Origin of the sequence: Maricaulis sp. (genome assembly GCF_048270095.1) — a bacterium.
GTDB lineage: Bacteria > Pseudomonadota > Alphaproteobacteria > Caulobacterales > Maricaulaceae > Maricaulis.
This window is the reverse complement of sequence record NZ_JBLWTL010000010.1, coordinates 21815-46024: the sequence shown is the minus strand read 5'-3', so window position 1 is coordinate 46024 and position 24210 is coordinate 21815. Positions and strand designations below refer to the sequence as shown.

Annotated in this window: 18 protein-coding genes; 11 read left to right on the top strand and 7 right to left on the bottom strand. The window is 63.4% G+C overall.

What is annotated here, in order from left to right:
* Window positions 1-311 precede the first annotated feature (311 nt).
* The 6 genes from ACN0YJ_RS07865 (at window position 312) to ACN0YJ_RS07840 (ending at window position 8496) form a co-directional block, all read left to right on the top strand.
* Complete coding sequence (locus ACN0YJ_RS07865; protein ID WP_417495853.1) at window positions 312-1433, top strand: efflux RND transporter periplasmic adaptor subunit; 1122 nt, start codon at window positions 312-314, stop codon at window positions 1431-1433.
* Window positions 1430-4549, top strand: a complete 3120-nt coding sequence (locus tag ACN0YJ_RS07860) for an efflux RND transporter permease subunit (protein WP_417477118.1) — start codon at window positions 1430-1432, stop codon at window positions 4547-4549. Before ACN0YJ_RS07865 ends, ACN0YJ_RS07860 begins: the two co-directional genes overlap by 4 nt.
* A 93-nt stretch (window positions 4550-4642) precedes the next feature.
* Window positions 4643-5728, top strand: a complete 1086-nt coding sequence (locus ACN0YJ_RS07855; RefSeq protein ID WP_417495852.1) for an aromatic ring-hydroxylating oxygenase subunit alpha — start codon at window positions 4643-4645, stop codon at window positions 5726-5728.
* Window positions 5729-5807: 79 nt separating this feature from the next.
* Window positions 5808-7046: an amino acid permease gene (locus ACN0YJ_RS07850; protein ID WP_417495851.1), complete on the top strand. Its 1239-nt coding sequence runs from the start codon at window positions 5808-5810 to the stop codon at window positions 7044-7046.
* Window positions 7047-7138: 92 nt separating this feature from the next.
* Window positions 7139-7741, top strand: a complete 603-nt coding sequence (locus ACN0YJ_RS07845; protein WP_417495850.1) for a hypothetical protein — start codon at window positions 7139-7141, stop codon at window positions 7739-7741.
* Between the two features lie 164 nt (window positions 7742-7905).
* Window positions 7906-8496 (top strand): hypothetical protein, encoded by a 591-nt coding sequence (locus tag ACN0YJ_RS07840; RefSeq protein WP_417495849.1) that lies wholly within the window; start codon window positions 7906-7908, stop codon window positions 8494-8496.
* Window positions 8497-8520: 24 nt separating this feature from the next.
* Here the strand turns inward: ACN0YJ_RS07840 and map are convergent, their stop codons facing one another.
* A complete protein-coding gene (map, locus tag ACN0YJ_RS07835; RefSeq protein ID WP_417495848.1) occupies window positions 8521-9294 on the bottom strand; it encodes a type I methionyl aminopeptidase in 774 nt (257 codons plus the stop codon).
* Window positions 9291-9503 carry a ParD-like family protein gene (locus tag ACN0YJ_RS07830; RefSeq protein ID WP_417495847.1) on the bottom strand — a complete coding sequence of 71 codons (213 nt, stop codon included), beginning with the start codon at window positions 9501-9503 and terminating at the stop codon, window positions 9291-9293. The genes map and ACN0YJ_RS07830 overlap by 4 nt, the downstream gene beginning before the upstream one ends.
* 218 nt (window positions 9504-9721) lie before the next feature.
* Here ACN0YJ_RS07830 and ACN0YJ_RS07825 point away from each other — a divergent pair, with 218 nt between their 5' ends.
* The 4 genes from ACN0YJ_RS07825 (at window position 9722) to ACN0YJ_RS07810 (ending at window position 12753) form a co-directional block, all read left to right on the top strand.
* Window positions 9722-10666: a rhodanese-related sulfurtransferase gene (locus ACN0YJ_RS07825; protein WP_417495846.1), complete on the top strand. Its 945-nt coding sequence runs from the start codon at window positions 9722-9724 to the stop codon at window positions 10664-10666.
* A gap of 47 nt (window positions 10667-10713) precedes the next feature.
* On the top strand, window positions 10714-11316 hold the full coding sequence (locus tag ACN0YJ_RS07820; RefSeq protein ID WP_417495882.1) for a glutathione S-transferase: 603 nt from the start codon (window positions 10714-10716) through the stop codon (window positions 11314-11316).
* Window positions 11317-11394: 78 nt separating this feature from the next.
* Window positions 11395-12132: a carbonic anhydrase gene (locus tag ACN0YJ_RS07815; protein ID WP_417495845.1), complete on the top strand. Its 738-nt coding sequence runs from the start codon at window positions 11395-11397 to the stop codon at window positions 12130-12132.
* 165 nt (window positions 12133-12297) lie between these two features.
* The gene (locus tag ACN0YJ_RS07810; protein WP_417495844.1) at window positions 12298-12753 is read left to right on the top strand and encodes a GFA family protein; all 456 of its coding nucleotides are present in this window, start codon (window positions 12298-12300) and stop codon (window positions 12751-12753) included.
* Window positions 12754-12768: 15 nt separating this feature from the next.
* On the opposite strand, the gene ACN0YJ_RS07805 is transcribed toward ACN0YJ_RS07810, so the two are convergent.
* From ACN0YJ_RS07805 to ACN0YJ_RS07795, 3 genes are all read right to left on the bottom strand, one after another.
* Complete coding sequence (locus ACN0YJ_RS07805; RefSeq protein ID WP_417495843.1) at window positions 12769-14916, bottom strand: acylase; 2148 nt, start codon at window positions 14914-14916, stop codon at window positions 12769-12771.
* A 107-nt stretch (window positions 14917-15023) separates the two neighbouring features.
* Entirely contained in the window at window positions 15024-18239 is a 3216-nt protein-coding gene (locus ACN0YJ_RS07800; RefSeq protein WP_417495842.1) for an amidohydrolase family protein, read from the bottom strand.
* Window positions 18240-18357: 118 nt separating this feature from the next.
* On the bottom strand, window positions 18358-19968 hold the full coding sequence (locus ACN0YJ_RS07795) for a SulP family inorganic anion transporter (protein WP_417477105.1): 1611 nt from the start codon (window positions 19966-19968) through the stop codon (window positions 18358-18360).
* A gap of 241 nt (window positions 19969-20209) precedes the next feature.
* On the opposite strand from ACN0YJ_RS07795, the gene ACN0YJ_RS07790 reads away from it, so the two are divergent.
* Window positions 20210-21691: an exopolysaccharide biosynthesis polyprenyl glycosylphosphotransferase gene (locus tag ACN0YJ_RS07790; protein WP_417490015.1), complete on the top strand. Its 1482-nt coding sequence runs from the start codon at window positions 20210-20212 to the stop codon at window positions 21689-21691.
* 102 nt (window positions 21692-21793) lie between these two features.
* Here ACN0YJ_RS07790 and ACN0YJ_RS07785 read toward each other — a convergent pair whose 3' ends face one another.
* Both ACN0YJ_RS07785 and ACN0YJ_RS07780 read right to left on the bottom strand, forming a co-directional pair.
* Window positions 21794-22996, bottom strand: coding sequence for a glycoside hydrolase family 5 protein (locus ACN0YJ_RS07785; RefSeq protein WP_417495841.1), 1203 nt, complete (start codon window positions 22994-22996; stop codon window positions 21794-21796).
* Window positions 22993-24072, bottom strand: coding sequence for a GNAT family N-acetyltransferase (locus tag ACN0YJ_RS07780; protein ID WP_417477102.1), 1080 nt, complete (start codon window positions 24070-24072; stop codon window positions 22993-22995). The genes ACN0YJ_RS07785 and ACN0YJ_RS07780 overlap by 4 nt, the downstream gene beginning before the upstream one ends.
* Window positions 24073-24210: the final 138 nt, after the last annotated feature.

Sequence of the window (24210 nt, the reverse complement as noted above, 5' to 3'; positions counted from 1 at the left end):
CTGCTGCGAAAAGTGAACTTAAATCAAAGCGGTAGCCGCTCACACCGATCAGGGCCAGGCGGGGCCGGCATCACGCCCGCGCAGCGCGCCCTCGATCAAAGGCATGCGGGCTCGGGCAGGTCACACGGCGCTGGCCCGGGCGGCGCGTCCCGTCATATTGCATTTCATTCCTGCGACGCAGAGATCCGATCACGCTGAACGAACGTAACACCACCAGCTCTAACCTGTGAGATGCGGCAAGCGCGCCCATTGCCAGCAAGGCATTGACCCCTTACCAGACTGAGCTGCAACATCGCCTGCTGGAGTTTTTGATGCGCCGTTACAGTTTTTTGATTGCAGCCTTGGTGGCCTTCGCGCTGATGACCGGAATCGTCGCATTTCGTGTACTCACGGATGGCGGGCCGGAGCAGGGCCGGATGCAGCGCCCTATGGTGCCGGTCGCGGCCTACAGCGTGGCGCAATTTGAATTCGCGGACATTGTCGAAGCCCTTGGCACGGCGCGCTCCCGGGAGAGTGTGATCGTCTCGGCGCGAGTCTCCGACACCATCTCGGTGATTAATTTCGACAGTGGCCAGCAGGTTTCAGCCGGCGACATCCTGATCGAGCTGACCGATACCGAAGAGGCTGCCGGCCTGCGCGAGGCGCGCACGACCTTGCGTGAAGCCAATCGCGACCTGACGCGGGTCAATGACCTGATCGCCCGCGGCGTCGTTCCGCAACAGCGCCAGGACGAGGCGCGCGCCGCCGTCGACCGGGCCCAGGCGCGGGTCGCCTCGATCGAGGCCCAGCTGGCCGACCGCATCGTCCGCGCACCGTTTTCCGGTGTGGTGGGGCTGCGTGAAGTGAGCCTGGGTGAACTGATCCGCCCGGGTGATCCGATTACCACGCTGGATGATATCAGCGCCATCCGGCTCGATTTCACCGTGCCCGAACGCTTCCTTGCCACGATCCGTCCCGGCATGGTGATCGAGGCGACGACCAATGCCTATCCCGACCAGGTCTTCCTCGGCACAATTTCCCAGATCGACAGCCGGGTTGATCCCATCGCCCGCGCCGTCATCGTTCGCGCCGAAATCGACAATCCCGATGGCCGTATCCTGCCGGGCCAGCTGATGGTGGTCGAAGTGCGCCGCGATATCCGCAACAGCCCCGCCGTGCCGGGATCGGCGGTCACGCGCTATCTCGACGAAAGCTTCGTCTATGTGCTCGAGGAAGACGGCGAAACCGCAACCGTGCGTCAGCGGACCGTCGAGCTTGGCCTGCGCGACGGCGATGTCGTCGAGGTCACCTCAGGGCTGGTGCCCGGCGATCTGATCATCGCTGAAGGTGTGCACAGGGTGCGCGAGGGCATGCCGGTCAGCATCGCAACACGCCGCGAATACGGCAGTGGCGGCGGCGGATCCGCCAGCCCGGCAGCGGTGACCCAGCCATGACGCTCTCCGATGTCGCGGTTCGCCGTCCCGTCCTCGCCTTCGTCGCCAGCGCGATGATCGTGGTGTTTGGTATTCTGGGTCTGCGCGCCCTGCCGCTGCGCGAATTGCCCGATGTCGATCAGCCCATCGTCTCGGTCTCGGCCAGCTATCCCGGTGCCAATGCCGAAGTGGTGGAAAACCGGGTCACCCAGGTGATCGAGGATCAATTGTCCGGCATTGATGGCGTCGACATCATCACCTCATCCTCGCGCGACGGCAATGCGCGCATCTCCATCACCTTTGCCCTGAGCCGTAATATCGAGGCAGCCGCCAATGATGTGCGTGATGCAGTGTCGCGCATCGTCGATCGTCTGCCGCCCGATGTCGAGGAGATCGAAGTCCGCAAGCAGGACAGCGATGCCCGGCCCTTCCTGTGGCTGTCGCTGATGTCAGACCGGCTGACCTCGGAGGAATTGTCCGACTATGCCGACCGGGTCCTGCTCGATCGATTCAGTGTCATCGATGGCGTCGCCCAGGTCCGCATTGGTGGTCAGCGGCGCTATGCGATGCGAATCTGGCTCAATCCGCAAGCCATGGCGGCGCGCGGGATCACCGTGGCCGATATCGACACCGCGCTGCGGGCCCAGAATATTGAAGTACCCGGCGGCTCCGTCGAGACCGCCGACACCGAGATCGTGGTCCGCGTTGAACGCCTGTTTGGCAATCCGGAGAGCTTCGCCCGCCTGCCCATTCGCGCCGGCGATGCCGGCCATGTCGTGCGCCTCGGCGAGATATCCGACGTGGTGCTGGAAGCCGAAGAATCGCGCACCCTGTTCAGGGGCAATGGCCAGAACATGATCGGGCTCGGCTTTGTGCGCCAGAGCCAGGCCAATTCGGTCGATGTCGCCCAACGCATCAGCGAGCAGGCCGAACGCATCGCCGCCGGCCTGCCTGAAGGCATGCAGCTGATCAAGGCTTCCGACGACACCGTTTTCATCGAGGAATCAATCAAGGAAGTCTGGCGCACCCTGGCGGTCGCCGCGACCCTTGTCGTCTTGGTGATCTATCTCTTCCTCGGCAGTTTTCGCGCCGCCATTATCCCGGCCGCCGTGGTACCGGTCTGTCTGATCGGCGTCTTTGCCATCCTGTCGATGGCCGGATTCTCGATCAATATCCTGACCCTGCTCGGCCTGGTGCTGGCCATCGGCCTGGTGGTCGATGATTCCATCGTCGTTCTGGAAAATATCCAGCGCCGGATCGATCTCGGCGAAGGTCCGGCCCTGGCAGCCCTGCGCGGCGGACGTCAGGTCTTCTTCGCCGTCATTGCCACCACGGCCGTGCTGATCGCGGTCTTCGTGCCACTCGTCTTCCTGCCTGGCTTTATCGGCCGCCTGTTCACCGAGCTGGCGCTGACGATTGCCAGCGCCGTCATCCTCTCCTCCTTCGTGGCACTGACCCTGTCGCCGATGATGGCCTCCAAACTCCTGCGCCCGGCGCGCGAGGCGCGCGGACTGGCCAAATGGGTCAACCAGATCGTCAATGCGACCCGCGACAGCTATCGCCGCAGCCTCGAACTCGTCATCAAGATGCCCGTGCTGGTCCTGCCGGTGATTGCGGTCGCACTCGCCGGCTCTGGCGTGCTGCTCGACCGCCTGCCCTCGGAACTGACGCCGCCGGAAGATCGCGGCTCCTTCTTTGGCCGTTTCAGCGGTCCGGAAGGCGCGAGCTTTGATTATATGGCCGAGCAGGCCGGCGCCGTCGAAGACGTGATGCTGGACTATCTTGAGGCCGGCGAATTGCGCCGCGCCCTCGTCATTTCGCCCGGTTGGGGTGGTGGCGGCTATAATTCCGGTTTCGTCATCGGCACGATGGTCGATTGGGATGACCGCCGTCCGGGCGGCGAGATCCTCGATGAGATCAATGGCCGCCTTGGCCAGCTGACCGGCGTGCAGGCCTTCGCCTCGATGCGCTCCTCACTGGGCGGCGGTGGCGGCGGCGACGATATCCAGTTCGTGCTGCAGGGCCCGGAATATGAAGCCCTCGATGCCGAGGCCGAACGCCTGCTTGCCGCGATCACGGATGGCAATCCCAATCTGGTCCGGGCGCGCAAGGATTATCAGCCCAACAGCCCGCGTCTGGTGGTCGATATCGACCGCGAGCGCGCGGCCGCGCTCGATGTCTCCATCGCCGCGATTGGCCAGACCCTGCAAACCCATCTCGGCTCGCGCCGGGTCGGCCAGTTCATTGATCGCGGTGAGGCCTATAATGTGATCATGGAGAACCGGCGCGAAGACCGTTCCAGCGCCGGCGATCTGGAATCGCTCTATGTCTCCGGACGCGGCGGCCAGCTCATCCCGCTGTCCAACCTGGTCAGCGTGCGCGAAGTTGGCGAAGCCTCCTCGCGCAACCGGGTCGACCGGCAGCGCTCGATCACCGTCTCGGCCACCCTCGCCGATGGTTACACGCTGGGCGATGCCGTCGCCTGGCTCGATGAATGGTCGGCGCGTGAACTCGCACCAGGCCTGTCGACCAGCTATCTCGGCGGCGCCAAGGAATTCCTCAACGCCAATTCGGCGATGCTGTTTGCCTTCGGCATGGCGCTGTTGATTGTCTTCCTGGTGCTGGCGGCACAATTCGAGAGCCTGATCCAGCCGCTCGTCATCATGCTGACCGTGCCGCTGGCCGTGGTCGGTGGCCTGTTCGGGCTCGAACTGGTCGGATCCAGCCTCAATATCTACTCGCAAATCGGGCTGGTCATCCTGATCGGTCTGGCCGCCAAGAATGGCATTTTGATCGTCGAGTTTGCCAATCAGCTGCGCGAGGAAGGCCAGGACCTGCTCGAGGCGACGCTGGACTCCGCGACCACGCGATTCCGGCCGATCCTGATGACCGGCATCTCGACCGCGATCGGTGCCTTCCCGCTGGTGATCGCGTCTGGACCCGGCGCGGAAAGCCGCATCACCATCGGTATCGTCATCTTCACCGGCGTCACCGTGGCGACCCTCTTCACCCTCTTCGTCGTCCCGATCGCCTATGCCACGCTGGGCCGTTTCACCAAGACCCCCAACTGGATGTCGAAACAGCTCGAAGCCCAGGCGCAAGAAGCCGGCGTGGATGTGTCGGTGGTGGCGGAATAGAGCGGCGGTCAGACCAACCCCGAAAGCCCGGGTCGCCCGGGCGACATCGTCAAAACCCTTGCCGCCACAGGTGGGCCGCCCTAACGTCCTGCAATGAGCGATGGAATTTCACCCAGCCCCACGGACCCGCGCCTGCAGCCGCAGGCGCTTGATCAAGCCTCCGCCCTCGCTCCGGACTTCTATTCGGGCGCGCACTGGCTGGGGGTCGATCAGGCGGCGGTTCTCGAACCGGGTTGGCAAGTCCTGTGCCCGGCCACGGATGTGGCGCAGCCGGGCGATCATGTCGTGCGCGAGATTGGCCGCGTCCCGGTGCTGATCGTGCGCGCTGCCGACGGCGTGCTCAATGGTTTCGTCAATGTCTGCCGCCATCGTGCCGGACCACTGGCGACCTGCGACGGCAAGGGCGCGAAACGCTTGCGCTGCGCCTATCACGGCTGGACCTATGATCTGGATGGTCAATTGCGGACCGCGCCGGAAATGCAGGATGCCGCCGGTTTTGATCGCGACGGCATCCGTCTGGCGCCGATCGAGCTGCGCCAGTGGCAGGGCATGGTGTTTGCCCGCGCCGGCCGAAACGGACCGGATTTCGACACGGTCATGGCCGGCATCGACGCCCTCACCGCGCCCTGTGATCTGGCCGGCATGCGCCATCATCACAGCCGCATCTACAAGGTCGCCGCCAACTGGAAGACCTATGTCGACAATTACCTGGAGGGTTATCACCTGCCCTTCGTGCATCCCGGATTGAGCGGTGTTGTCAGCTATCCGCAATACCGCACCGAACTGGCGGACTTCTGGTCGCTGCAACGCGCACCGGTGAGCGACCCCGATGGTCTCTATGCCGAGGGAGAGGCGCTGTATTTCTTTATCTATCCCAACACGATGCTGAATATCCTGCCCGGCCGGATGCAGACCAATCGCGTCGTACCCGACGGGCCATCGCATTGCCGGATCGAGTTCGATTTCTACTACGCGCCGGGCCTTGAGGGCATGGCGAAGGCCGATGACGCCTTCTCCGACGAGATCCAGGAAGAAGACCGGCTGATTTGCGAACGTGTCCAGCACGGGCTGAATAGCGGGGCCTACAGCCCGGGGCGGCTGTCGCCCAGCCAGGAGGCCGGGGTCTGGCATTGGCAGAATTTGCTGCGCGGAGCCTATACCCGCGCCACGGGGGAATAAACTCATGAGCCATGCGACAGACGAGGTAACGCCGCCGCGCAGAATCGGCTTCTGGGGCGCCTAGTCGCTCACCGTCGGCGTGATGATCGGCTCGGGGATATTTCTCCTGCCCTCGGTGATGGCGCCCTACGGCCTGATGGGCTTCAGCGGCTGGATTCTCACGGCAGCGGGTTCCATCCTGCTCGCCCTTGTGATGAGCCGGCTGGCCCTGCGCACCACACGTTCCGGCGGCCCCTATGTCTATGCCCGTGAAGCCTTTGGGGACCTGCCCGGTTTTCTCGTCATCTGGGGATATTGGGCCTCCTACTGGATCGCCATTCCAACCGTCGCCATCGCCTTTGTCGGCTATCTCGCGGTCTTCTTTCCCGAACTCAGCCAGGCGCCAATGGCCCAGGCCGGCGTCGCCCTCGGGCTGATCTGGCTGCTTGGTCTGGTCTCCTTGCGCGGGGTGCGCGAAGCCAGTCTGGTGCAGATCGCGATGACCTTGCTCAAACTCCTGCCCATCCTGGCGATCATCGGCTTCGGCGCCGTCGCCGGCCGGGTCGAGAATCTGCCGGAACTCAATCCATCGGGCACGCCCTTCATATCGGTGCTCGCCACCACGGCATTATTGACCATGTGGGCCTTTTCCGGCCTCGAATGCGCCACCATACCGGCTGGCGATGTGCGCGATCCACAAAAGACCATCCCGCGCGCCACCATGGCCGGCACCATCACCGTTGCCATTGTCTATATCGCCTCGACCGCCGCAGTGATGATGCTGGTGCCCGCCGCTGACCTCGCCGACTCGACCTCACCCTTCGCAGACGCTGCGGCCGGACTGGGCCCCTGGGCTCCGAAAATGATCGCCGTCGGCGCCCTGATCTCGACCGCCGGCTGCCTGAACGGGCTGATCTTCATCGCCGGGCAATTGCCCATGGCCGTCGCCATCGACAAGCTCGCCCCCAAAGCCTTCGCCAAGCGCAATTCCGGCGGCGCGCCACAGCTTTCCCTGCTGGTGTCGCTGATTTTGGGTTCGGCATTATTGCTCGCGAATTTTTCGGGCAGTTTGATCGATACCTTCGAATTTCTGCTGATGATGAGCACCGTGACGGTGCTCGCCCCCTTGCTGGTCAGCGCCCTGGCCGAGCTGCGCCATTCATGGGCCTCGGCCCGCTCCTGGGCAATCATCGCCATATTGGCCACGCTCTATGCCGCCTTCGCCATTTACGGGTCAGGGCTGGACGTGATGTTCTGGGGCATGGTGCTGCTGCTGGCCGGACTGCCGGTCTATGTGCTGGGCCGTCAGCGCAAGGCCGCAACAGACACGCTCGGCTGATGCGCAGTTTGGGGACATCTACGCCATCGCGGCCGAGCGCAAGGACGCGCACGATTGTACGACCCGCCAGCTTCGTTCAATCAGGAGACCGCATGCCCCCTCACCGCCCCACACCCCCCCGCCTGCGCACAGCAGCGCTCTCGCTCGCCACCGCCGCTTTCGCGGGCATCACATTGAGCGCCGCCGCCCAGGCCGAGGACAGCTATATCTGGATCAGCCAGAGCCTGCCGCCGCTCGGGACCGTGGGCGCGCTGGATTTCCCGGAGCACCCGCTATGCCGCATCACCCTTGATCAACCCGGCCACCCGGACCACGACACCCAATGGCTCGGATGGTTTGATGGCACGGACTGCCGGGTTGAGACCGTCTCGACCGAAGCTCACAGCGAGCGGGAGTTTCTGATGCCGGCGCCTGGCCATTTCCCGTACTGGATCCCCTTGCCCGCCGGGGACCTGACCACCGCACCACCCGAAGCGCTGCTCGGCGGCCGCCGTCACGGCGAAGACCTGGTGATCTGCAGTCAGGACGGGGTCACCGGTTCGATCCGTTGGGCAACGGCGAGTGCCGGTGGGACCGCGGACCTTACCCGGTGTGCCGCCACGCCGCCGTGGGAAGAGGAGACTGCGGGTCAGATCTACGTCCTGACCGACATCATCATTCCGGTTTCCGAAGAGGTCAGGCCGATTTCCGAATAGGTCAAGCGCGGGCCGTTCAGCCCGGCTCTGCCGCTGACCACAGGAAATCCGGATGTCAGTTTTTGCGATTCCGTTCGCCATACACATCAGTTTGACTTACCAATGCCGGGTCTAGGTCGCGCGCCACTTGTGTGGCCCTGTTTTCATTGACATCAGGAGACCTTATGACCCCGAACCGCCCCGGACCCTCGCGCCTGCGTGCCATCGCGCTGTCACTCGCAACCGCCGCCCTGGGGGCCTGCGCCCTGAGTGCCGCCGCCCAGGCCCAGGACGAATATATTTGGGTCCGCCAGAGCACGGCGCCGGCCGATGCGGTAACCCCTCAGGGCCGGACGGACCGCCCCCTGTGCCGCGCCACCGATAATCGGGGCAACCAGGCCTCCCGCGGGAGCTATTTTCTCGGATGGTTCGACGGCACGAATTGCCTGGCTGACGATTCCGGACGCGAGGTTTTCCCGGCCGCTTCGACCCGGATTGAGTTTCTGGTTCCAACGCCGGGTCATTCCACGCATTGGATCGAGATGGGGGGGCGGGCCCGGCCTGACTGGCACACCGACGCGCTGTCCGGTGGCTATAGCGCGTACGGGGACCGGGAGCTGCACATCTGCAGCGTGGCCGGCGGCACCGGCTCCATGCGATGGGGAATGGGCGGGGGCGCCGGGTATAGCTATTGCGATGCCTTCACCCCGGATCACCCCGGCGGCAATCAGCCGATTTACAAGCTGGTTGGCACGATCGTCTCGATTTACGACTGAGCCGGGCTTGGCGATGAGGACGGCCTAGCTGGCCATGCGCGCCTTTTCCTCTGGACGCAGCGTCAGCACCGAAACACCGCTCGCTGTCACGGCGACCGTGTGCTCGAACTGCGCTGATAGCGAGCCATCCTTCGTCACCACTGTCCAGCCGTCGGGCTCGGTCCGCACATAGCGTCGGCCATGATTGAGCATCGGCTCGATGGTGAACACCATGCCCTCACGCAGGGCGAGACCTGTTCCAGGCTTGCCGAAATGAAGAATTTGCGGCTCCTCATGCATGTCCCGGCCAATACCGTGACCGCAATATTCGCGCACGACGGAGTAGCCATTGCGCTTGGCATGGCGCTCGATCGCCCAGCCGATATCACCCAGATGCGCGCCCGGCCTCACCGCCTCAATGCCCTTCCACATCGCATCATAGGTCGTCTTGACCAACCGGCGCGCGGCCGGTTTCACCGCGCCAACGAGATAGGTCTTGCTGGAATCCGCGATATAGCCGTTCTTCTCGAGCGTGATGTCGAAATTGACAATATCACCCTCCCGAAGGACGTCTGATTGCGAGGGAACGCCATGGCAGACCACCTGGTTTACAGAGGCGTTCAACACGAATTGATAGCCATACTGCCCCAGGCTTGCGGGCCGCGCCTCAAGGTCGTGGACAATATAATCCTCGACCAGTTCATCGACCTGCAGGGTAGACAGGCCCGCCAGAGCGGTTCGATCCAGCAGTGCGAAGACGGACGCGAGCAAGCGGCCGGACTCAGCCATCAAGGCCAGTTCCTCGGACGTTTTGGTCATGCGGCACTCTGGGTCAAAGGGTGGGTCTCAACACCGGCGGCGTGCATTTCGCGCTTCATGATTTCGGTGAAGCCGAGCGACGGATTGGCCTCACACAGCATACCGATCTTGATCCAGTAGGCGGCCTGCGCGTTGATCGAACGGCACGAGACCTTGCTCGCCCGGCGCAGCTGATCGTGCAAATCATCATCAATATTCACGATACCCATTGCGGCACCCCTCTACGATTTATATATGAACCATATACATATCGTCTCATGAAACGCCAAGACCTTGATCGCACACGTCCTCAGCTCGCAATCGCACCGCATGGCGATCATGGTCCCGGGTGATGGTACAGGGATTCAAGGACCCGAAGCGCAGCTTGAGACTCCGCCCAGGCGCCCAAACTTGCTATAGCAAGGCCAAATCATACCGGATTGCCCCCATGCCCCGCTTTACCGTCGCCGCCCTGTATAAATTCACCCCGCTGGCCGGGCTCGACGCCCTGCAGGCGACGCTCAAACAGGTCGGCGAGGCGAATGCGATCACCGGCACGATCCTGCTGGCCTCCGAAGGCATTAACGGTACCATTGCCGGCCCCGCCGCCGGGATCGCCACCATGCTTGATGCGATCCGCTCCCTGCCCGGCTGCGGCGATCTTGAACACAAGGAGAGCTGGGCGGAAGACCAGCCCTTCCTGCGCCTGAAAGTCCGGCTCAAGCGCGAAATCGTGACGATGGGCATTCCCGGCGTCGATCCCAATGCACTGGTCGGCTCCTATGTCGATCCGGGCGAGTGGAATGACCTGATCGCTTCGCCCGATGTCGTCACGATTGATACGCGCAATGATTACGAGGTGCGGATCGGCCAGTTCGAGGGCGCGGTGAACCCGCAGACGGTGAGCTTTCGCGAATTCCCCGAATGGTTCCGGCAATTCCGCCAGGGCCGTCCCAATGCCCGCGTCGCGATGTATTGCACCGGCGGCATTCGCTGCGAGAAGGCGACCAGTTTCGTCAAGGCGGAGGGGATAGACGAGGTCTTCCATCTCAAGGGCGGCATTCTGAAATATCTCGAGACCGTGCCCGCGGAGGAGAGCCTGTGGCGCGGCGAATGCTTCGTGTTTGATCGCCGCGTCGCCGTCGTGCACGGGCTGGAGCAAGGCACCCACACGCTCTGTCATGGCTGCCGCGAACCGCTCGGGCCGGAGGATCTGCGCTCGGAGAAATTCGTGCCGGGCGTCTCCTGCCCGCATTGCCATGACCGCATGACCGCTGCCGACCGTGAGCGCTTTGCCGAACGTCATCGCCAGTCACAACTGGCGGCGAAGCGCGGCGAGAAACATCTCGGACGCGTGTATCAAGACGATGCCAGCGAAAGCGAGACCAGGTGAGCGCGCGCCTCCCCATCCTCTATTCCTTCCGCCGCTGCCCCTATGCGATGCGGGCCCGGCTGGCGCTGGCCGCGAGCGAGACACAAGTCGAGCATCGCGAAGTCCTGCTGCGCGACAAGCCGGCACAAATGCTCGCCGCCTCGCCCAAGGGCACGGTGCCGGTTCTGGTCCTGCCCGACGGCCAGGTGATCGCGGAAAGCCTCGACATCATGCGCTGGGCGCTGGACCGCAATGACCCGCGTGGCTGGCTGGCGCCCGGTGAGGCGATGTTCGAGCTGGTGGCCATCAATGACGGGCCGTTCAAGGCGGCGCTGGACCGCTATAAATACCCCAACCGCTATCCCGATGAGGGCGCGCTGGAAAACCGCGCCCGCGGGCTGGAAATCCTGACCGGACTAGAGGCGCGTCTGGCGCGCTCGCCCTGTCTGTGCGGCGCGGAGATGAGCCTGGCCGATGCGGCCATCTTCCCCTTCGTGCGCCAGTTCGCGCACACCGACCGTGAGTGGTTTGCACAACAGGCCCTGCCGCATCTGCAAGCCTGGCTCGCCGCGCATCTGGCCTCGGCGATCTTTACCGGCGTGATGCAGAAATATCCGGTCTGGACGGCCGATCGCGACGCCGATGGCGAAGCGTTAAGGGTCGCTCCATAATCACGCGTGCAATTTGGCGGGCGAACAGACAGCCGCCCGGCCGCCATGTCCGCCCCGCCCAGGATCAGGAGATCACCCGTGAACCGTATCTGGATTCCACTCGCCGCCGCCCTCTGCGCCGCCGCCCCTGCCCACGCCCAGCATTGGGGTTATGACGGCCATGAAGGGCCACAGCACTGGCAGGCGATGAATCCCGACTGGGCCGTCTGCGCCGCCGGCCAGCAACAATCCCCGATCAATCTCACCAATGCCCTTCAGGCGAATTTCGCGCCCGCCATGATCGAGTGGGCCGATGAGACCGCCGGCATCGTGGTCGATAATGGTCACACCGTGCAGGTGGGCGTCGAGAATGCCGGCGGGGTGACCATCGGCGGGCGTTTCTACAACTTGCTGCAATTCCATTTCCATGCCGCCAGCGAACACAGGATCAATGGCCGCCAGGCGCCGATGGAAGTGCATTTCGTACACCAGTCCGAAGCCGGCGACCTCGCCGTGATCGGCGTGATGGTCGAGCGCGGCGATGCGCTGGCGACCCTCGACTCGGTGTGGGCCGCCATGCCTGCCGACAGCCATGCCTCGCCGGGCATTGCCGCGCGCCTGCACCTCAATGAGTTTCTGCCCGTCGACCGCGAATCCTTCCGCTATCAGGGCTCACTGACGACGCCGCCCTGCAGCGAGATCGTTTCCTGGACCGTATTGACCCATCCGGTCACGGCGACGCCGGGGCAGATCGAGACCTTCGAGACCCGCCACCCCGAGAGCTTCCGCCCGGTGCAGCCGCTCAATCGCCGCTATGTGCTCGTCACGGACGAATAGATCGCCACACTCACCGCCAGGCCGGCCCGGGATTTACGTTCGGGACCCCTGTGTCTGCACCACCTCACCGGCCGACAGGCGGCGGCCCCTCTATTTTCAGATGGAATGGCCTGGCCACGCTGTGTAGAACGGCACAACAAGCCACACCATTGCGGGACGAGAGCCATGACCACACCCAAATTGCCGCTTCATGGCGCCTGCCGATGCGGCGCGGTGCATGTCACAATCAGCGCGGCGCCCCTGATGACAGCGGCCTGTCACTGCACCGGCTGTCAGAAAATGAGCGCCAGCGCTTTCTCACTGACGGCGATGGTGCCGCCACAAGGCTTTGCCGTCACCCAAGGCCGGACCCAACGCGGCGGTCTCGGTGACGGTCAACTGGACCACCAGTTCTGCCCAAGCTGCCTGACATGGATCTTCACCCGCATCACCGGATTGGAGTATTTCGTCAATGTCCGCCCGACAATGTTTGACGATACCAGCTGGTTCACCCCCTTCATCGAGACCATGACGCAGGACAAGCTGACCTGGGCGACGACGCCGGCCCGCCACAGCTTCGAGGCCTTTCCGCCCATGGAGGACATGCCGACGCTGATGGCCGAGTTCAGCGAGACCCGCTGACAGCGCGCGCCGGCTTCAGTGCGGCTCGCCGGGCCGGTAACCACCCTCGCGGATCGACAGATCGAGTGTGCGCCATTGCTCGGCCGCGAAAAGCGGTGCCTGGTCGGCATAATGCGGCGAGCTCTCGTTCAGCGTGGCGGCGCCATACTGGATGATGGCCGAGGCGTCGAGTGAACCATCGGCGAGCCATTCCACCAGCATGATCGAGGTATCGCCGGCCGCCGCTCTCAGCTGGCCATTCTCGTCGAGATCAGGCGAGCCGGCATAGATCGCCCGCAGCACATCCGGTCCGCCGCCGATCGGGATATTGAGCTCACCGCGAACCAGCCGGTTGATCTCGCCCCATTGCGGGTCGAGCCGGCCATGATGCGCGATGAGATCGGCAGACGCTTCGCGCAAGGCCTCGACCGGATCCATCAACCAGGGATCATCGGTATGAAGGTTGCCGATACAGCGCACCGCGACCAGCACGCCCAGTGCCGCCTCGCGATTGGCGGTATCGGTCGATAAGTCCCAGCGCGCCAGAACGGCCTGCGCCCGGGCCAGATCCTGATCGGCGGAGAAATCGGCAGCCAGAAGTTCGTCGACCAGGCGCGCGACCGGTGATTGGGCCGCGTAGACCTTGTCGAACTTGATCTCCAGCAAGCTTGCACGGCTGATCCGGCCCTGTGCCCGCAAGAGGTCCAGTCCGCGCCAGGCGCGGTTGGAATAGCGTGGCTGAATGCCGAATGTGGGAGAATAGCCGGCCGCGTCGATATTGTCGGCCTGTTCGGTGGCATCAAAGGGTGTCTGATTGGCCGAGAGCAGCCAACCACTCCGCGGATCGGCATAGATCGGCATGGCGGTGAGCGGCAAATATTCATCCCAGATCAGTTCGGAGCGGTCTCCCGGCAGGTATTGCAGCCAGTCATAGCCTTCCTCGCGCACCGGCATGCGGGCATTATAGACATAGGCGATATGGCCTTCGCGATCGGCATAGACGGCGTTGAGCGAGGAGATGGCATTGATCTCCATCGCCGCCATCCAGCTGTCGAAATCCGTGGCGCGGTTCATCGCATACCATTGCTCGACCTGGCCGATTTGATCCATGCCGGAATAGCGGATGGCGTAATCACCATGATCGGTGCGCACGACCGGGCCATGACGCGACCACCACATGTCACGCGTCACCGTCCAGCGAATCGGTCCGAAAATCCCGATCGTCAGGCGCGCCGTGCTGTGCTCGAGATCGAGCCATTCGCCATCGAGCCGATAGCGATCACCTTCGGTCTCCAGCACGTAAATGTCTGACAGGTCCGGTTTATTGACCGTATGCGCCCAGCCGAGATCGGGATTGAAACCGTGCAGGATGAGCGGTGCCCCGGGGAAGGTTGCGCCGGCCATGTCCCAGCCCTCCTCGGAGTGAAGGCGGGCCTCATACCAGGCGACCGGCCCCTCGAAGGGCTGGTGCGAATTGATCAAGAGGCGCGTGGCGCCATCCGCCGAGCGCGAGGGCGCAATGGCGAAGGCGTTGGAGCCGAACGGCAGACGCTCGCCCTCGATCAGTTGAAACGCGGTCTCGCTGGAGCCCATCGACACGGTGCGCTGACGCTCATCCTCGAACAGTTCGGCCAGATCAGCGTCGAGCCCGTACATGAAGGGCGTGCGCAGGACGAAGCCGGCGACGATATCCTGTCCGCGCACCGGCAGTTCGTCGGACCATGTGTGCCGGGGGTGTTCGGCGGCATACAGGTTGAGCCCGTCGGCATAGGCTTCGACGAGCGCACGCGTCGCCGGCGACAGGTCGCTCTCATAGCGCGCCTCGACCAGTTCACGAATGCGCAGCAGCTGCACGATGTAATCCGTCGGCGCGGCGTCCGCTCCGGCATAGCGCGCCAGACGTCCACGCGCAGCCACCAGCGTGGTTTGCAAGGTCGCCCAGTCATCCTCGGCCTGGGCATAGCCGAGACCGAAGGCGGTATCGGGATCAGTGGTGCCATATATCTGCGGCACGCCAAACTCGTCGCGCACAATGCGAACCGAATAGGTTTCGGCGACCTCGAAAGCCTGCCGCGTGAAAACCTGCAGGCTGAGATATTGCGACCCCATATTGACCAAGGTGGCCGCGATCACCAGCAGAGTGACGGCCATGACAATCCGGCCCCAGAACTTCGACAGTTTCATGAGATTTCCCCTTTGGCCGCAAGTCTATCCCAGCGCGGCGCAGCCGCAAGCGCACAAAAAAGGGGCGCCCCGTCGGAGCGCCCCTTCTCATTCAATACCGCAAGGACCTACTCCCAGAAATAGGGCTGGCGGTCATGATCGCCCGTGACGGTCTCATTCATCGTCGCAGCATCATAGAGCCGCCCGTTGAGCATCACGAAATCGATCTCGTCGGTATTGCCGATATCATCGAGCGGATTGGCGCGCATGATGACCAGATCGGCGAGCTTGCCGACCTCGAGCGAACCGATATCAGCGTCGAAGCCGAGATGGCGGGCCGGCATCACCGTCGCGGCCTGCAAGGCCTCGAGCGGCGACCATCCGCCACGCGCCAGCGACCACATTTCCCAATGCGACGCCAGGCCTTCTTCCTGGCCATGAGCCCCGATTACGACATCGACCCCGGCCTGCATCAGGAGATGCGAGACCCGGGCATTGTCATCATCGACAAAGTCCGATTCCGGCGCTGTGGTGCGGCGAACATTATTGGCTTGCAGAATGGTCGGCGGCACATGCCGCGACAGGATCGGATGCAGCCAGACATCCGTCGCCTGGCGCCAGTAAGGGTCCCCGGCCAGACCGCCATAGCTGACCACCAGGGTCGGCGAATAGGCGACATGAGTCTGGGAGAACAGGCTGATAACGTCATCATAGATCATCGAAACCGGCAGGTTGTGCTCCAGCGAGGAATTGCCATCGGCGATCAGCGACATGTCCATATGATAATTGGACCCACCTTCGGGCACGACCAGCAGGTTGGCCTCCATGCCCGCAGCCACGACTTGCTGGCGCTGGTCGCGGCGTGGCTGGTTGTAGTTCTTGATCGAATGCGCGCCCTGCGCCGCGAGGCGGAAGACATGCTGCTCGGCATCATCGAGACTATTGATCTCGGCATAGACCGAGGGCGCACGGGCGCCATAGACGATCTCGCCACTGGAATAGATGCGCGGTGCCAGCAGCCGGCCGGCACGCTGGTATTCGCTGGCCGAGAAGATCTGGCTGGCGCGGCTCGACGGGTTGTGCGTCGTGGTGACGCCGAAGGCGAGATGGGCGATCTCCGACCAGTTCTGCTCGGGAATGAGATCATCCGTGCCTTGCGGACCATGCGCATGGGAATCGATGAAGCCCGGCGTGATGGTGCGCCCGGCAACATCGACCACGCGTGCGCCTTCGGGCACTTCGATGTCGGCGCCGACCGCACTGATGCGATTGCCGTCGATCAGGATCGTGCCGTTCTCGATCACGCCGCCATCTTCACCGGCCATGGTGATGATGCGCGCGCCGACCAGGGCCGTGATGCCGGTGGGTTGGTCGGCGGTGACCGTCATGGAGAGATTCACGCCTTCTGTCGGCGGAGTATAACCCTCGCCCTCGCCGGCATTCGGATTGGGACGGAAATCCTCGATCCGGGCCGAATAGAAGACCGGACCCATCGTCCAGTTGACCTGCTGACCACCATCGCTCCAGTGGAAATAGGTTCCGCCATTGCCCGACAGTTCGGAGGTCGGCAGGGCGCCGCTGGTCCGGCTGCCGCCGACCGCTTGCGGGCCGGGCAGAAGCGGGGTGACGAAGACATCGTAATTCTGCCGGAAGGCGACGTGATCGCCGGTTGGCGACACTTCATATTCCGTCACCAGCTCACCGGTGGCGTGAATACGCTCATTGGCTCCGTTCAAATCCATCGAGACCAGTGAGGCACCATCACCGCCGCGCGTGACAAACACCCGGTCATTGCGATGGGCGAATTGCGGACTCGAGCCGCTGTCCGTCACCAGCGACATGGCGCCGCCGCGTGCCGGAATGGTGTAGACGCCCGGCGCTTCGGACCATTCCGCCGCCGTCAGATAGCCGCCCGAACCTTTCTCAAACACGATGGTATTGCCATCGGGCGAGAAGCGCGGCCGGCGATAATGACCCGGCTCGGATGTGACAACCGTCTCACGGCCACCACGCGCCGAAATGGTGCGGATCGAGCCGAGCGCCTGGTCATCCCAGGTCGCGAAGACGATGGAACGGCCATCGGCCGACCAGCTCGGGAAGAGCTCGCGGCGATCACCATTATTATTGGTCAGACGGCGCGGTGCCGCATCACCCGCGGCAGCGCGCACCCAGAGCTGGCCGAGGCTTTCAAACACGATCTGGCTGCCATCGGGCGAGGCCGTGGCAAAGCGCGGCATGCGGGTTTCGAAGCTTGCCGGTGCGACTTCGACCTGCGGACGCGGTGGATCGACGATATCGCGCGTATCATTGACGGAAAACGGGATGTCGCTGACCGTGCCGCTGGCCAGGTCGACGCGATGAATCTGGCCACCGGCCCAATAGACGATGGACTGGCTGTCAGGCATCCAGTCCATATTCGGATACATGCCCGTGACGCCCCAGGTCTCCTGCATGTCCTGGTCGAGATTGCCGACCAGACGGCGTTCCTCCCCGCTGTGCAAATCCTTGATATACAGTGTCGACTGAATGCGCTCACGGCGCACGAAGGCCATATAGCGCCCGTCCGGCGATGGCGTCGGGCGCACCGCGCCGCCGGCACCGGAAACGGCCGTGGAAGTCTCGCCGGTTTCCAGGTCATAGCGCAGGATATCGAACAGATTGGTGTTGGAGTCCTGGGCATAGATGAAGCTGTTACCCGGCGTCACATTCATTGTGTAATAGACATAACGCCCATCCGGCGAAAACATCGGTTCGCCGAGTTCCTTCTGGAAGCTCTCATTGGGCCGCTCGACCAGCTGGACGCCGCCGCCGCCGAGAACATGATACATCCAGATTTCGCCCACACCGGCCGAACGCTGGGTGGTGAAATGCTTGCGCGCCGCGATATAGCGGCCATTGGGATGCCAGGTCGGATTATTGAGGAGGCGGAAGCTCTCATCGGTCAGCGCTGCGGCATCTGACCCGTCTGCATTCATGATCCAGATATTATCGCCGCCCCCGCGATCGGAAGTGAAGGCGATCTGGCTGCCATCCGGCGAGAAGCGCGGCTGGATTTCCCAGGGCATGCCGGACGCGATATTCGTCGCTTCGCCGCCGGCCACCGGGATGGTGTAAATATCGCCGAGCAGATCGAAGGCGATGGTCTGCCCGTCCGGGCTGACATCGAGGCTCATCCACGTGCCTTCTGTGACATTGAGCGGCACCTGGCGCATGTCGAGGCCGGGATTGGCGACATCCCATCCGGCGGGAGCCGCGTCGTCAGCGGCCTCGCCATCCTGCCAGGCCAGGCCAGGCGAAGTACACAGAATGGTCGATGCAGCGAGTGCCAGAAGGTATCGGCTCATATTACGCTCCCCAATGAGTCCAAAGATTATGGGGGAGAGTAGAGTGCCGCGGCCAAAGCGACAAACTAACGGTTTTGTAACGTGAGTGGGCGCCGGCCAGCGCCGCGATTGAGCCCTGCTAGTGGGCGCCACCCATACGGCCAAGACGGACCTGGTAATCCACCGCCAGCGCATATTCCGGGTCATCATCGGCATCGACCATCAACTGACCGGCACGGGTCAGAAGCTGATGGCAATCATGACTGAGATGGCGCAATTCCAGCTGTTTGCCGGCGGCATCATACTTGGCCGCGAGATCTTCGATCGCCTGCAGGGCCGACTGGTCGACAATGCGCGATTCGTTGAAGTCGACGATGACGCGCTGCGGATCGCCCGCAACATCGAAGAGCTCCATGAAACCGGTCGATGACCCGAAAAAGAGCGGACCTTCAACCTTGTAGACCTTGGCGCCGGCCTCGTTGATCTCGGTGATAGCATGGATGCGCGAGGCCGCATTCCAGGCATAGAAGAGCGCCGAGACGATCACGCCGACGATCACAGCGATCGCCAGATCGCTATACACCGTCACGCCGGTGACCAGCAGGATGATGAAGGCGTCATTGCGCGGGATACGGCGCAGCACGAGAATGCTCTGCCAGGCGAAAGTGCCGATCACGACCATGAACATCACGCCGACCAGGGCGGCGAGCGGGATCTGCTCGATCAGGCCCGAGCCGAACAGGATGAAAACAAGCAGGAAGAGCGCGGCGGAAATGCCCGACAGACGCAGGCGGCCGCCCGATTTCACATTGATCATCGACTGGCCGATCATCGCACAGCCGCCCATGCCGCCGAAAAAACCGGTGACGATATTGGCCGCGCCCTGGGCCACGCATTCGCGTGAGGCCCCGCCACGCTGGCCGGTAATCTCGCCCACCAGGTTAAGCGTCAGCAGGCTCTCGATCAGACCGATCGCGGCTAGGATGAAGGCGTAGGGCAGGATCACCTGGAGCGATTCCAGAGTGAGCGGCATTTCCGGAATGTGGAATTGCGGCAGGCCGCCCGCGATCGAGGCGAGATCGCCGACCCGCGAAACCGGGATATTGAAGCCGATCACCAGCGCCGCCACGATCCCGATCGCCACCAGCGGTGCCGGAATGGATTTGGAGATTTTTGGCCAGAACTGGATGATGCACATGGTCAGCACCACCAGTCCGAGGGTGAGGATCAGGGGCATGCCGGTCATCCAGACATGTTCGCCGCTCTCATTGATAATCTTGAACTGGTCGAGCTGGGCCAGGAAAATCACGATCGCCAGGCCATTGACGAAGCCGAGCATCACCGGGTGCGGGACCATTCGGATGAACTTGCCCAGGCGCAGAACGCCGGCCGTGACCTGGATCAGGCCCATCAACACGACGGTCGCGAACAGATATTCAATCCCGTGTGTCGCGACGAGATGCACGATAACCACGGCAAGTGCACCGGTCGCACCGGAAATCATTCCCGGACGGCCACCGAAAACGGCCGTGATCAGGCCGACGATAAAGGCGGCATAGAGCCCGGCCAGCGGCGGCACGCCAGCGACAAAGGCAAAGGCCACCGCTTCAGGTACGAGCGCCAATGCAACCGTCAGACCCGCCAGAAGCTCGATCCGGATCCGGGTTGGATTCAGGTCCGGCCCGGCACCGCGATTGAGAATGGTTGCGGACACGCGTTCCGCGAACACGGCGAGGGGAGATCGGTTCATCAGATGTATCCATTCGGTATCGGCGCGTGACCGCGCGCATGCCAGACCGGGCTTCTATGCTGCAACGCAACAAAATGCCAGTGCGGATTCTGTCCAGCGAGCCGCGCATCAAGACTCCGCTAACCACGCTTCTCAACGGAATATTGTGTTCAATGCGCTAGCTTGCCCGGATCGAATAAGGGGTTAGGCCTTGGAATATTCCAGTTCACGACGTCAGCCGCAGAGCGGACCGGCCAATGATATGACCGATAATGTCCGCCCGGCAATGGCCGATGCGGCCGCCCTCACCCGCGCCCATATGCGGGCCAAGGCCCGGGCGCCGCAACACCGCGTCAACCGCAAGGCGCTCGGTCATCTGATGCAGACGATCGATATTCTTGCCATCGCCATCATCAGTACGGCCGGCGCCTTTGCCATTTCCGGCGGCGCCGTGAACCAGGTGCCATCGGGCGAATTATTGCCGCTGGCCGCTTTCGCGGCCCTGACCCCCGCCCTGCTGCTGATGTTCAAACTCTACCGCGTCGATCCGCGCGGCATCGTCGTCTATCGCGTATTGACCGCCTTCATCGCCGTCGGGCTGAGCGGCGCGGCGATCATCGCACTGGCGCATCTGACCGCACCGCGCACCGTCGACCTGGTCGCCGGATTTGCCATCACCGCGACGGCGGCCGTCACAATCCTGCACATTATCTATGCCGGCTTCATCGAGCATTGGGCCAAGGCCGGACGGCTGGCGCGCAATGTCGTGCTGGTTGGCGCGACGCCCAATGCGCGCAAGCTGATCGCCGCAAACAAGGGCTCGGGCACGGTCAATGTCGTCGGCATTTTCGACGACCGCAAGGCACGGAGCCCGTCGCAACTCGCCGGCACACCCTATCTGGGCGATACGGATGACCTGTTCAAATGGGGCACTCTGCCCGATGTCGACCGGATCATCCTGACCGTGACGCCCAAGGCGCAAGATCGCGTGCGGATTCTGCTCGGCAAGCTGCGCGCCCTGCCGCAACCGGTCTGCCTGTTGCTCGACCTCGATCATTTCGACCCCGACACGACCAGCCTTGAAGATGTGGTCGGCGTGCAGGCGGCACGGATGAGCGGGTTTGAGGAACGCGTCGGTCACATGATCGCCAAACGCCTTCAGGATCTGGTATTCGCCTCGCTGATGTTCATGGGCCTTTTGCCGCTCATGCTGATCATCGGCATCGCCGTCCGGCTGGAAAGCCCCGGCCCGGCCATCTTCCGCCAGCAGCGCGAAGGCTTTAACGGCCGCATGATCACTGTCTACAAATTCCGGTCCATGCGACACTCGCCGGACCGCCAGACCCAGACCGTGCGCCAGGTCGAATTTGATGACCCAAGGGTCACCCGGCTTGGAGGTTTTCTGCGTCGCACCAGCCTGGATGAATTGCCGCAATTGTGGAATGTGCTCGGCGGCGAGATGTCGCTGGTCGGTCCGCGTCCGCACGCTCCGGGCATGCGCACGGGCGGCACCGAGACCTCCAAACTGGTGGCCGAATATGCCCACCGTCACCGCGTCAAGCCGGGCATTACCGGCTGGGCCCAGGTCAATGGCTCGCGTGGGCCCCTGCATTCACCGGAAGCCGCACGCGAGCGGATCCAGTGGGATGTCGATTATATTGCGCGCGCCGATTTCTGGTTCGACCTGATGATCATGCTGCGGACCCTGCCTGCCCTGCTCGGCGACAAACTCAATATTCGCTAGCGTCTGACCGGGCTGGCGCCGTCCAGTTGCGGCGAGAGCGAATGCGCGACGATGGATAGGGGTGGCCGCCTGCACGGTATGACCCGGCGAAAACGGGGCAGCCTAGCGCCGCAACAGTGATTGCGGGCGCATCCGGTTGCGGCGCCACAAATCCTGCAATGCCGTCAACATGGGCGCATCCGCCGCCGGGCTGACCGCGTCAGGATCGGCGCCGTAAACCGGATTGAACATGTTTTCGCGGTCCTCATAGAGGCGCCAGCCGCTATCCCAGCGAAACATCGCCCAGCCCGCTCCGGCCCGCTCCAGCGACGCTGCCCGCCGGCGCAGATAGCGCGGCGCATCAGGCGCCCAGCGTGCGACCCCGAACTCACCCATCATCCACCGCGCAGCGTCAGGCGGCATGAATTCAGCCTCGCCGCGGTCGAAGCCGAGATTGGCGCCGCGACCCTGGTGTGTATAGGCGCGCGGTGAGTAATCATGCAGGGCCAGCACCAGGCCCGGCGCACTGTTGAGGTCCAGCAGCCCGGCAAAACTGCTATGCCCGTAACCGTCCGGATTGATCAGGATGGGCGTGTCAGTGTCATGCTCGCGGATAACCGCGGCCAGGCGCCGGGCCAGCGCCGGCCAGTCGGCCGGGGTGCCGGCGACCTGTTGCGCCAGGAGAGCCGGGTCCCATTGATCGAGATCGCCGCCATCGGGTCCCGGCGCGGCCTGGTTGGCATTCGGCTCGACCATCAGGAGATAGCCGGCGACATTGGCGCGGTCGCGAAAACGGCTTGCCGTGCGCCGCCACATCATGTCCCAGCCATCCTGGGCCTCGGTCGAGACCCAGACATCATCATTGATCATTGAAGCGGGAAACCAGCCATCGGCGCCGCCGCGATGGAAGGTGAATTCGCTGCGCCCGGGCCCGGTGCGAAACCCGATCACGACATACAGGCCGGCCAGTTCGCAGCGCCGAACCATGTCGTTGAGATGATCCTCAACCGCCAGATCGGGCACATAGGGTGCCCATTCGGCGACCGTCCCGGGATGGGACAGGACAACCAGATTGGCACCGCTGGCAGCGAGCTCACGCAGGGATGCATCGGTGACCGGGACGCCGACCGCGCCGGAGCCGAGAAATTCCGGGCCGTCGAGTTCCGGAAAGACCCGTCTTTGCGCCAGCACAGCCCCGCGCAAATGCGGCCCGGTGTGGTTATTCCATAATTCCAGCCGATTGGTCCGGGCCCGGGCGCACCCGGGCAGACCGAGCGAAGCGAGCCCGGCAGCGGCGATGAGAGATCGGCGGCTCGGGCCGGTCACAGCGCGTAGAACCCGCTGAGCCGGTCAATCTTGCGCATCAGCTTGCCCGGCCAGTGCCGGATCGGGCCAAGCGGTGAGGATTCCGCAGCCCGGGTCAACGCCTGGCCAGCATCGCGGGTTGCGCACAGCAATGACTTGTGGGCGATACAACCGCTCGCCAGACCGACCTGAAAACTCGACAGATCGCGCTTGAACTGAAAATCGCCCGGACCGAGCTCGACTGCCAGATGTCCCTTGGCGGCCGCCGCACGCGCGGCCTCGGTGAGCAGGAGCACACCGGCGCTCAAGCGGGCGTAATCGGCGTGATAGGCCGGAAACCAGTAATGCGAGAGCCGATCGCTCTCCATCCCGATATGGACCGACACCAGCTCGTCACCGACATAGAGCGATGAACAACTGCCCGAGAAAAACTCGCCCTTGCGGCGCAGCACGGCTTTGAGGAGATCGCGGGTCCAGTCAACGGAAAACACGTTGAAAACATGGGTTGAGTCGTATTGTTGCCGTTTCCATTCGAGCATCCGGTCGAAGACTTCCGGATTGCTGTCTTCCATCACATAGCGATGGCCGCCCTCCAGCTCGTCCAGCTTGCGGCGGCGAGAGCGCAAGGTCCGCATGGCCTTGGGAACGACCTGGCCGCGGCGCGCTTCCCAGGCGTCGAATCCCTCGGAGAGATCAATCATCCATGAGCCGCAGAATTCGTCGGCATTGTCGTGGAAGACTTTCTGGCTCGCCAATGCGGAATGAAAGGCAAACAGCGGAAGGCCCGCCCGCCGCAGCACGGCTCGCAAATCGATGTCGACACCCGGTTCGACAATCAGTCCCTGCACATCACCCATCGGCCCCGCCAGCGGCCGCGCATAACCCAGCTTGCCCGTGTGCAGGGGTAGAAATCCAATGATCTGTCCCGCCTTGCGTATCACAAGCACACGCGTGTCATCGCGGGCCTCTTCGCAACATTCCGCGAATTCAAACGCGAAATACGGACTGGCCAGCGCCTCATCGGCCGCGACAAAGGCCCTCCAGGCCTGTTTCTCGGCGGGAGACAATTCACTGGGTCGTTTTGATCCAATATCCATAGACTTGATTCCGCTTGTACTTCCGGCCCCGCTGGACCGTCGCCATAGCCTTGATACCGCACCAGCCCTTATCGCGGGGTGAACGCGTGCGAAAGCCGCGACAATCACCTTTCACGCGGCACTCATCTTGCAAGCTTC

Coding starts and splice junctions, on each gene's coding strand:
- ACN0YJ_RS07860 (WP_417477118.1), top strand. CDS start 1,430: ATGACGCTCTCCGATGTCGCGGTTCGCCGTCCCGTCCTCGCCTTCGTC.
- ACN0YJ_RS07810 (WP_417495844.1), top strand. CDS start 12,298: ATGACCACACCCAAATTGCCGCTTCATGGCGCCTGCCGATGCGGCGCG.
- ACN0YJ_RS07790 (WP_417490015.1), top strand. CDS start 20,210: ATGACCGATAATGTCCGCCCGGCAATGGCCGATGCGGCCGCCCTCACC.
- ACN0YJ_RS07825 (WP_417495846.1), top strand. CDS start 9,722: ATGCCCCGCTTTACCGTCGCCGCCCTGTATAAATTCACCCCGCTGGCC.
- ACN0YJ_RS07795 (WP_417477105.1), bottom strand. CDS start 19,968: ATGAACCGATCTCCCCTCGCCGTGTTCGCGGAACGCGTGTCCGCAACC.
- ACN0YJ_RS07800 (WP_417495842.1), bottom strand. CDS start 18,239: ATGAGCCGATACCTTCTGGCACTCGCTGCATCGACCATTCTGTGTACT.
- ACN0YJ_RS07820 (WP_417495882.1), top strand. CDS start 10,714: ATGCGGGCCCGGCTGGCGCTGGCCGCGAGCGAGACACAAGTCGAGCAT.
- ACN0YJ_RS07855 (WP_417495852.1), top strand. CDS start 4,643: ATGAGCGATGGAATTTCACCCAGCCCCACGGACCCGCGCCTGCAGCCG.
- ACN0YJ_RS07780 (WP_417477102.1), bottom strand. CDS start 24,072: ATGGATATTGGATCAAAACGACCCAGTGAATTGTCTCCCGCCGAGAAA.
- ACN0YJ_RS07830 (WP_417495847.1), bottom strand. CDS start 9,503: ATGGGTATCGTGAATATTGATGATGATTTGCACGATCAGCTGCGCCGG.
- ACN0YJ_RS07840 (WP_417495849.1), top strand. CDS start 7,906: ATGACCCCGAACCGCCCCGGACCCTCGCGCCTGCGTGCCATCGCGCTG.
- ACN0YJ_RS07805 (WP_417495843.1), bottom strand. CDS start 14,916: ATGAAACTGTCGAAGTTCTGGGGCCGGATTGTCATGGCCGTCACTCTG.
- ACN0YJ_RS07865 (WP_417495853.1), top strand. CDS start 312: ATGCGCCGTTACAGTTTTTTGATTGCAGCCTTGGTGGCCTTCGCGCTG.
- ACN0YJ_RS07845 (WP_417495850.1), top strand. CDS start 7,139: ATGCCCCCTCACCGCCCCACACCCCCCCGCCTGCGCACAGCAGCGCTC.
- map (WP_417495848.1), bottom strand. CDS start 9,294: ATGACCAAAACGTCCGAGGAACTGGCCTTGATGGCTGAGTCCGGCCGC.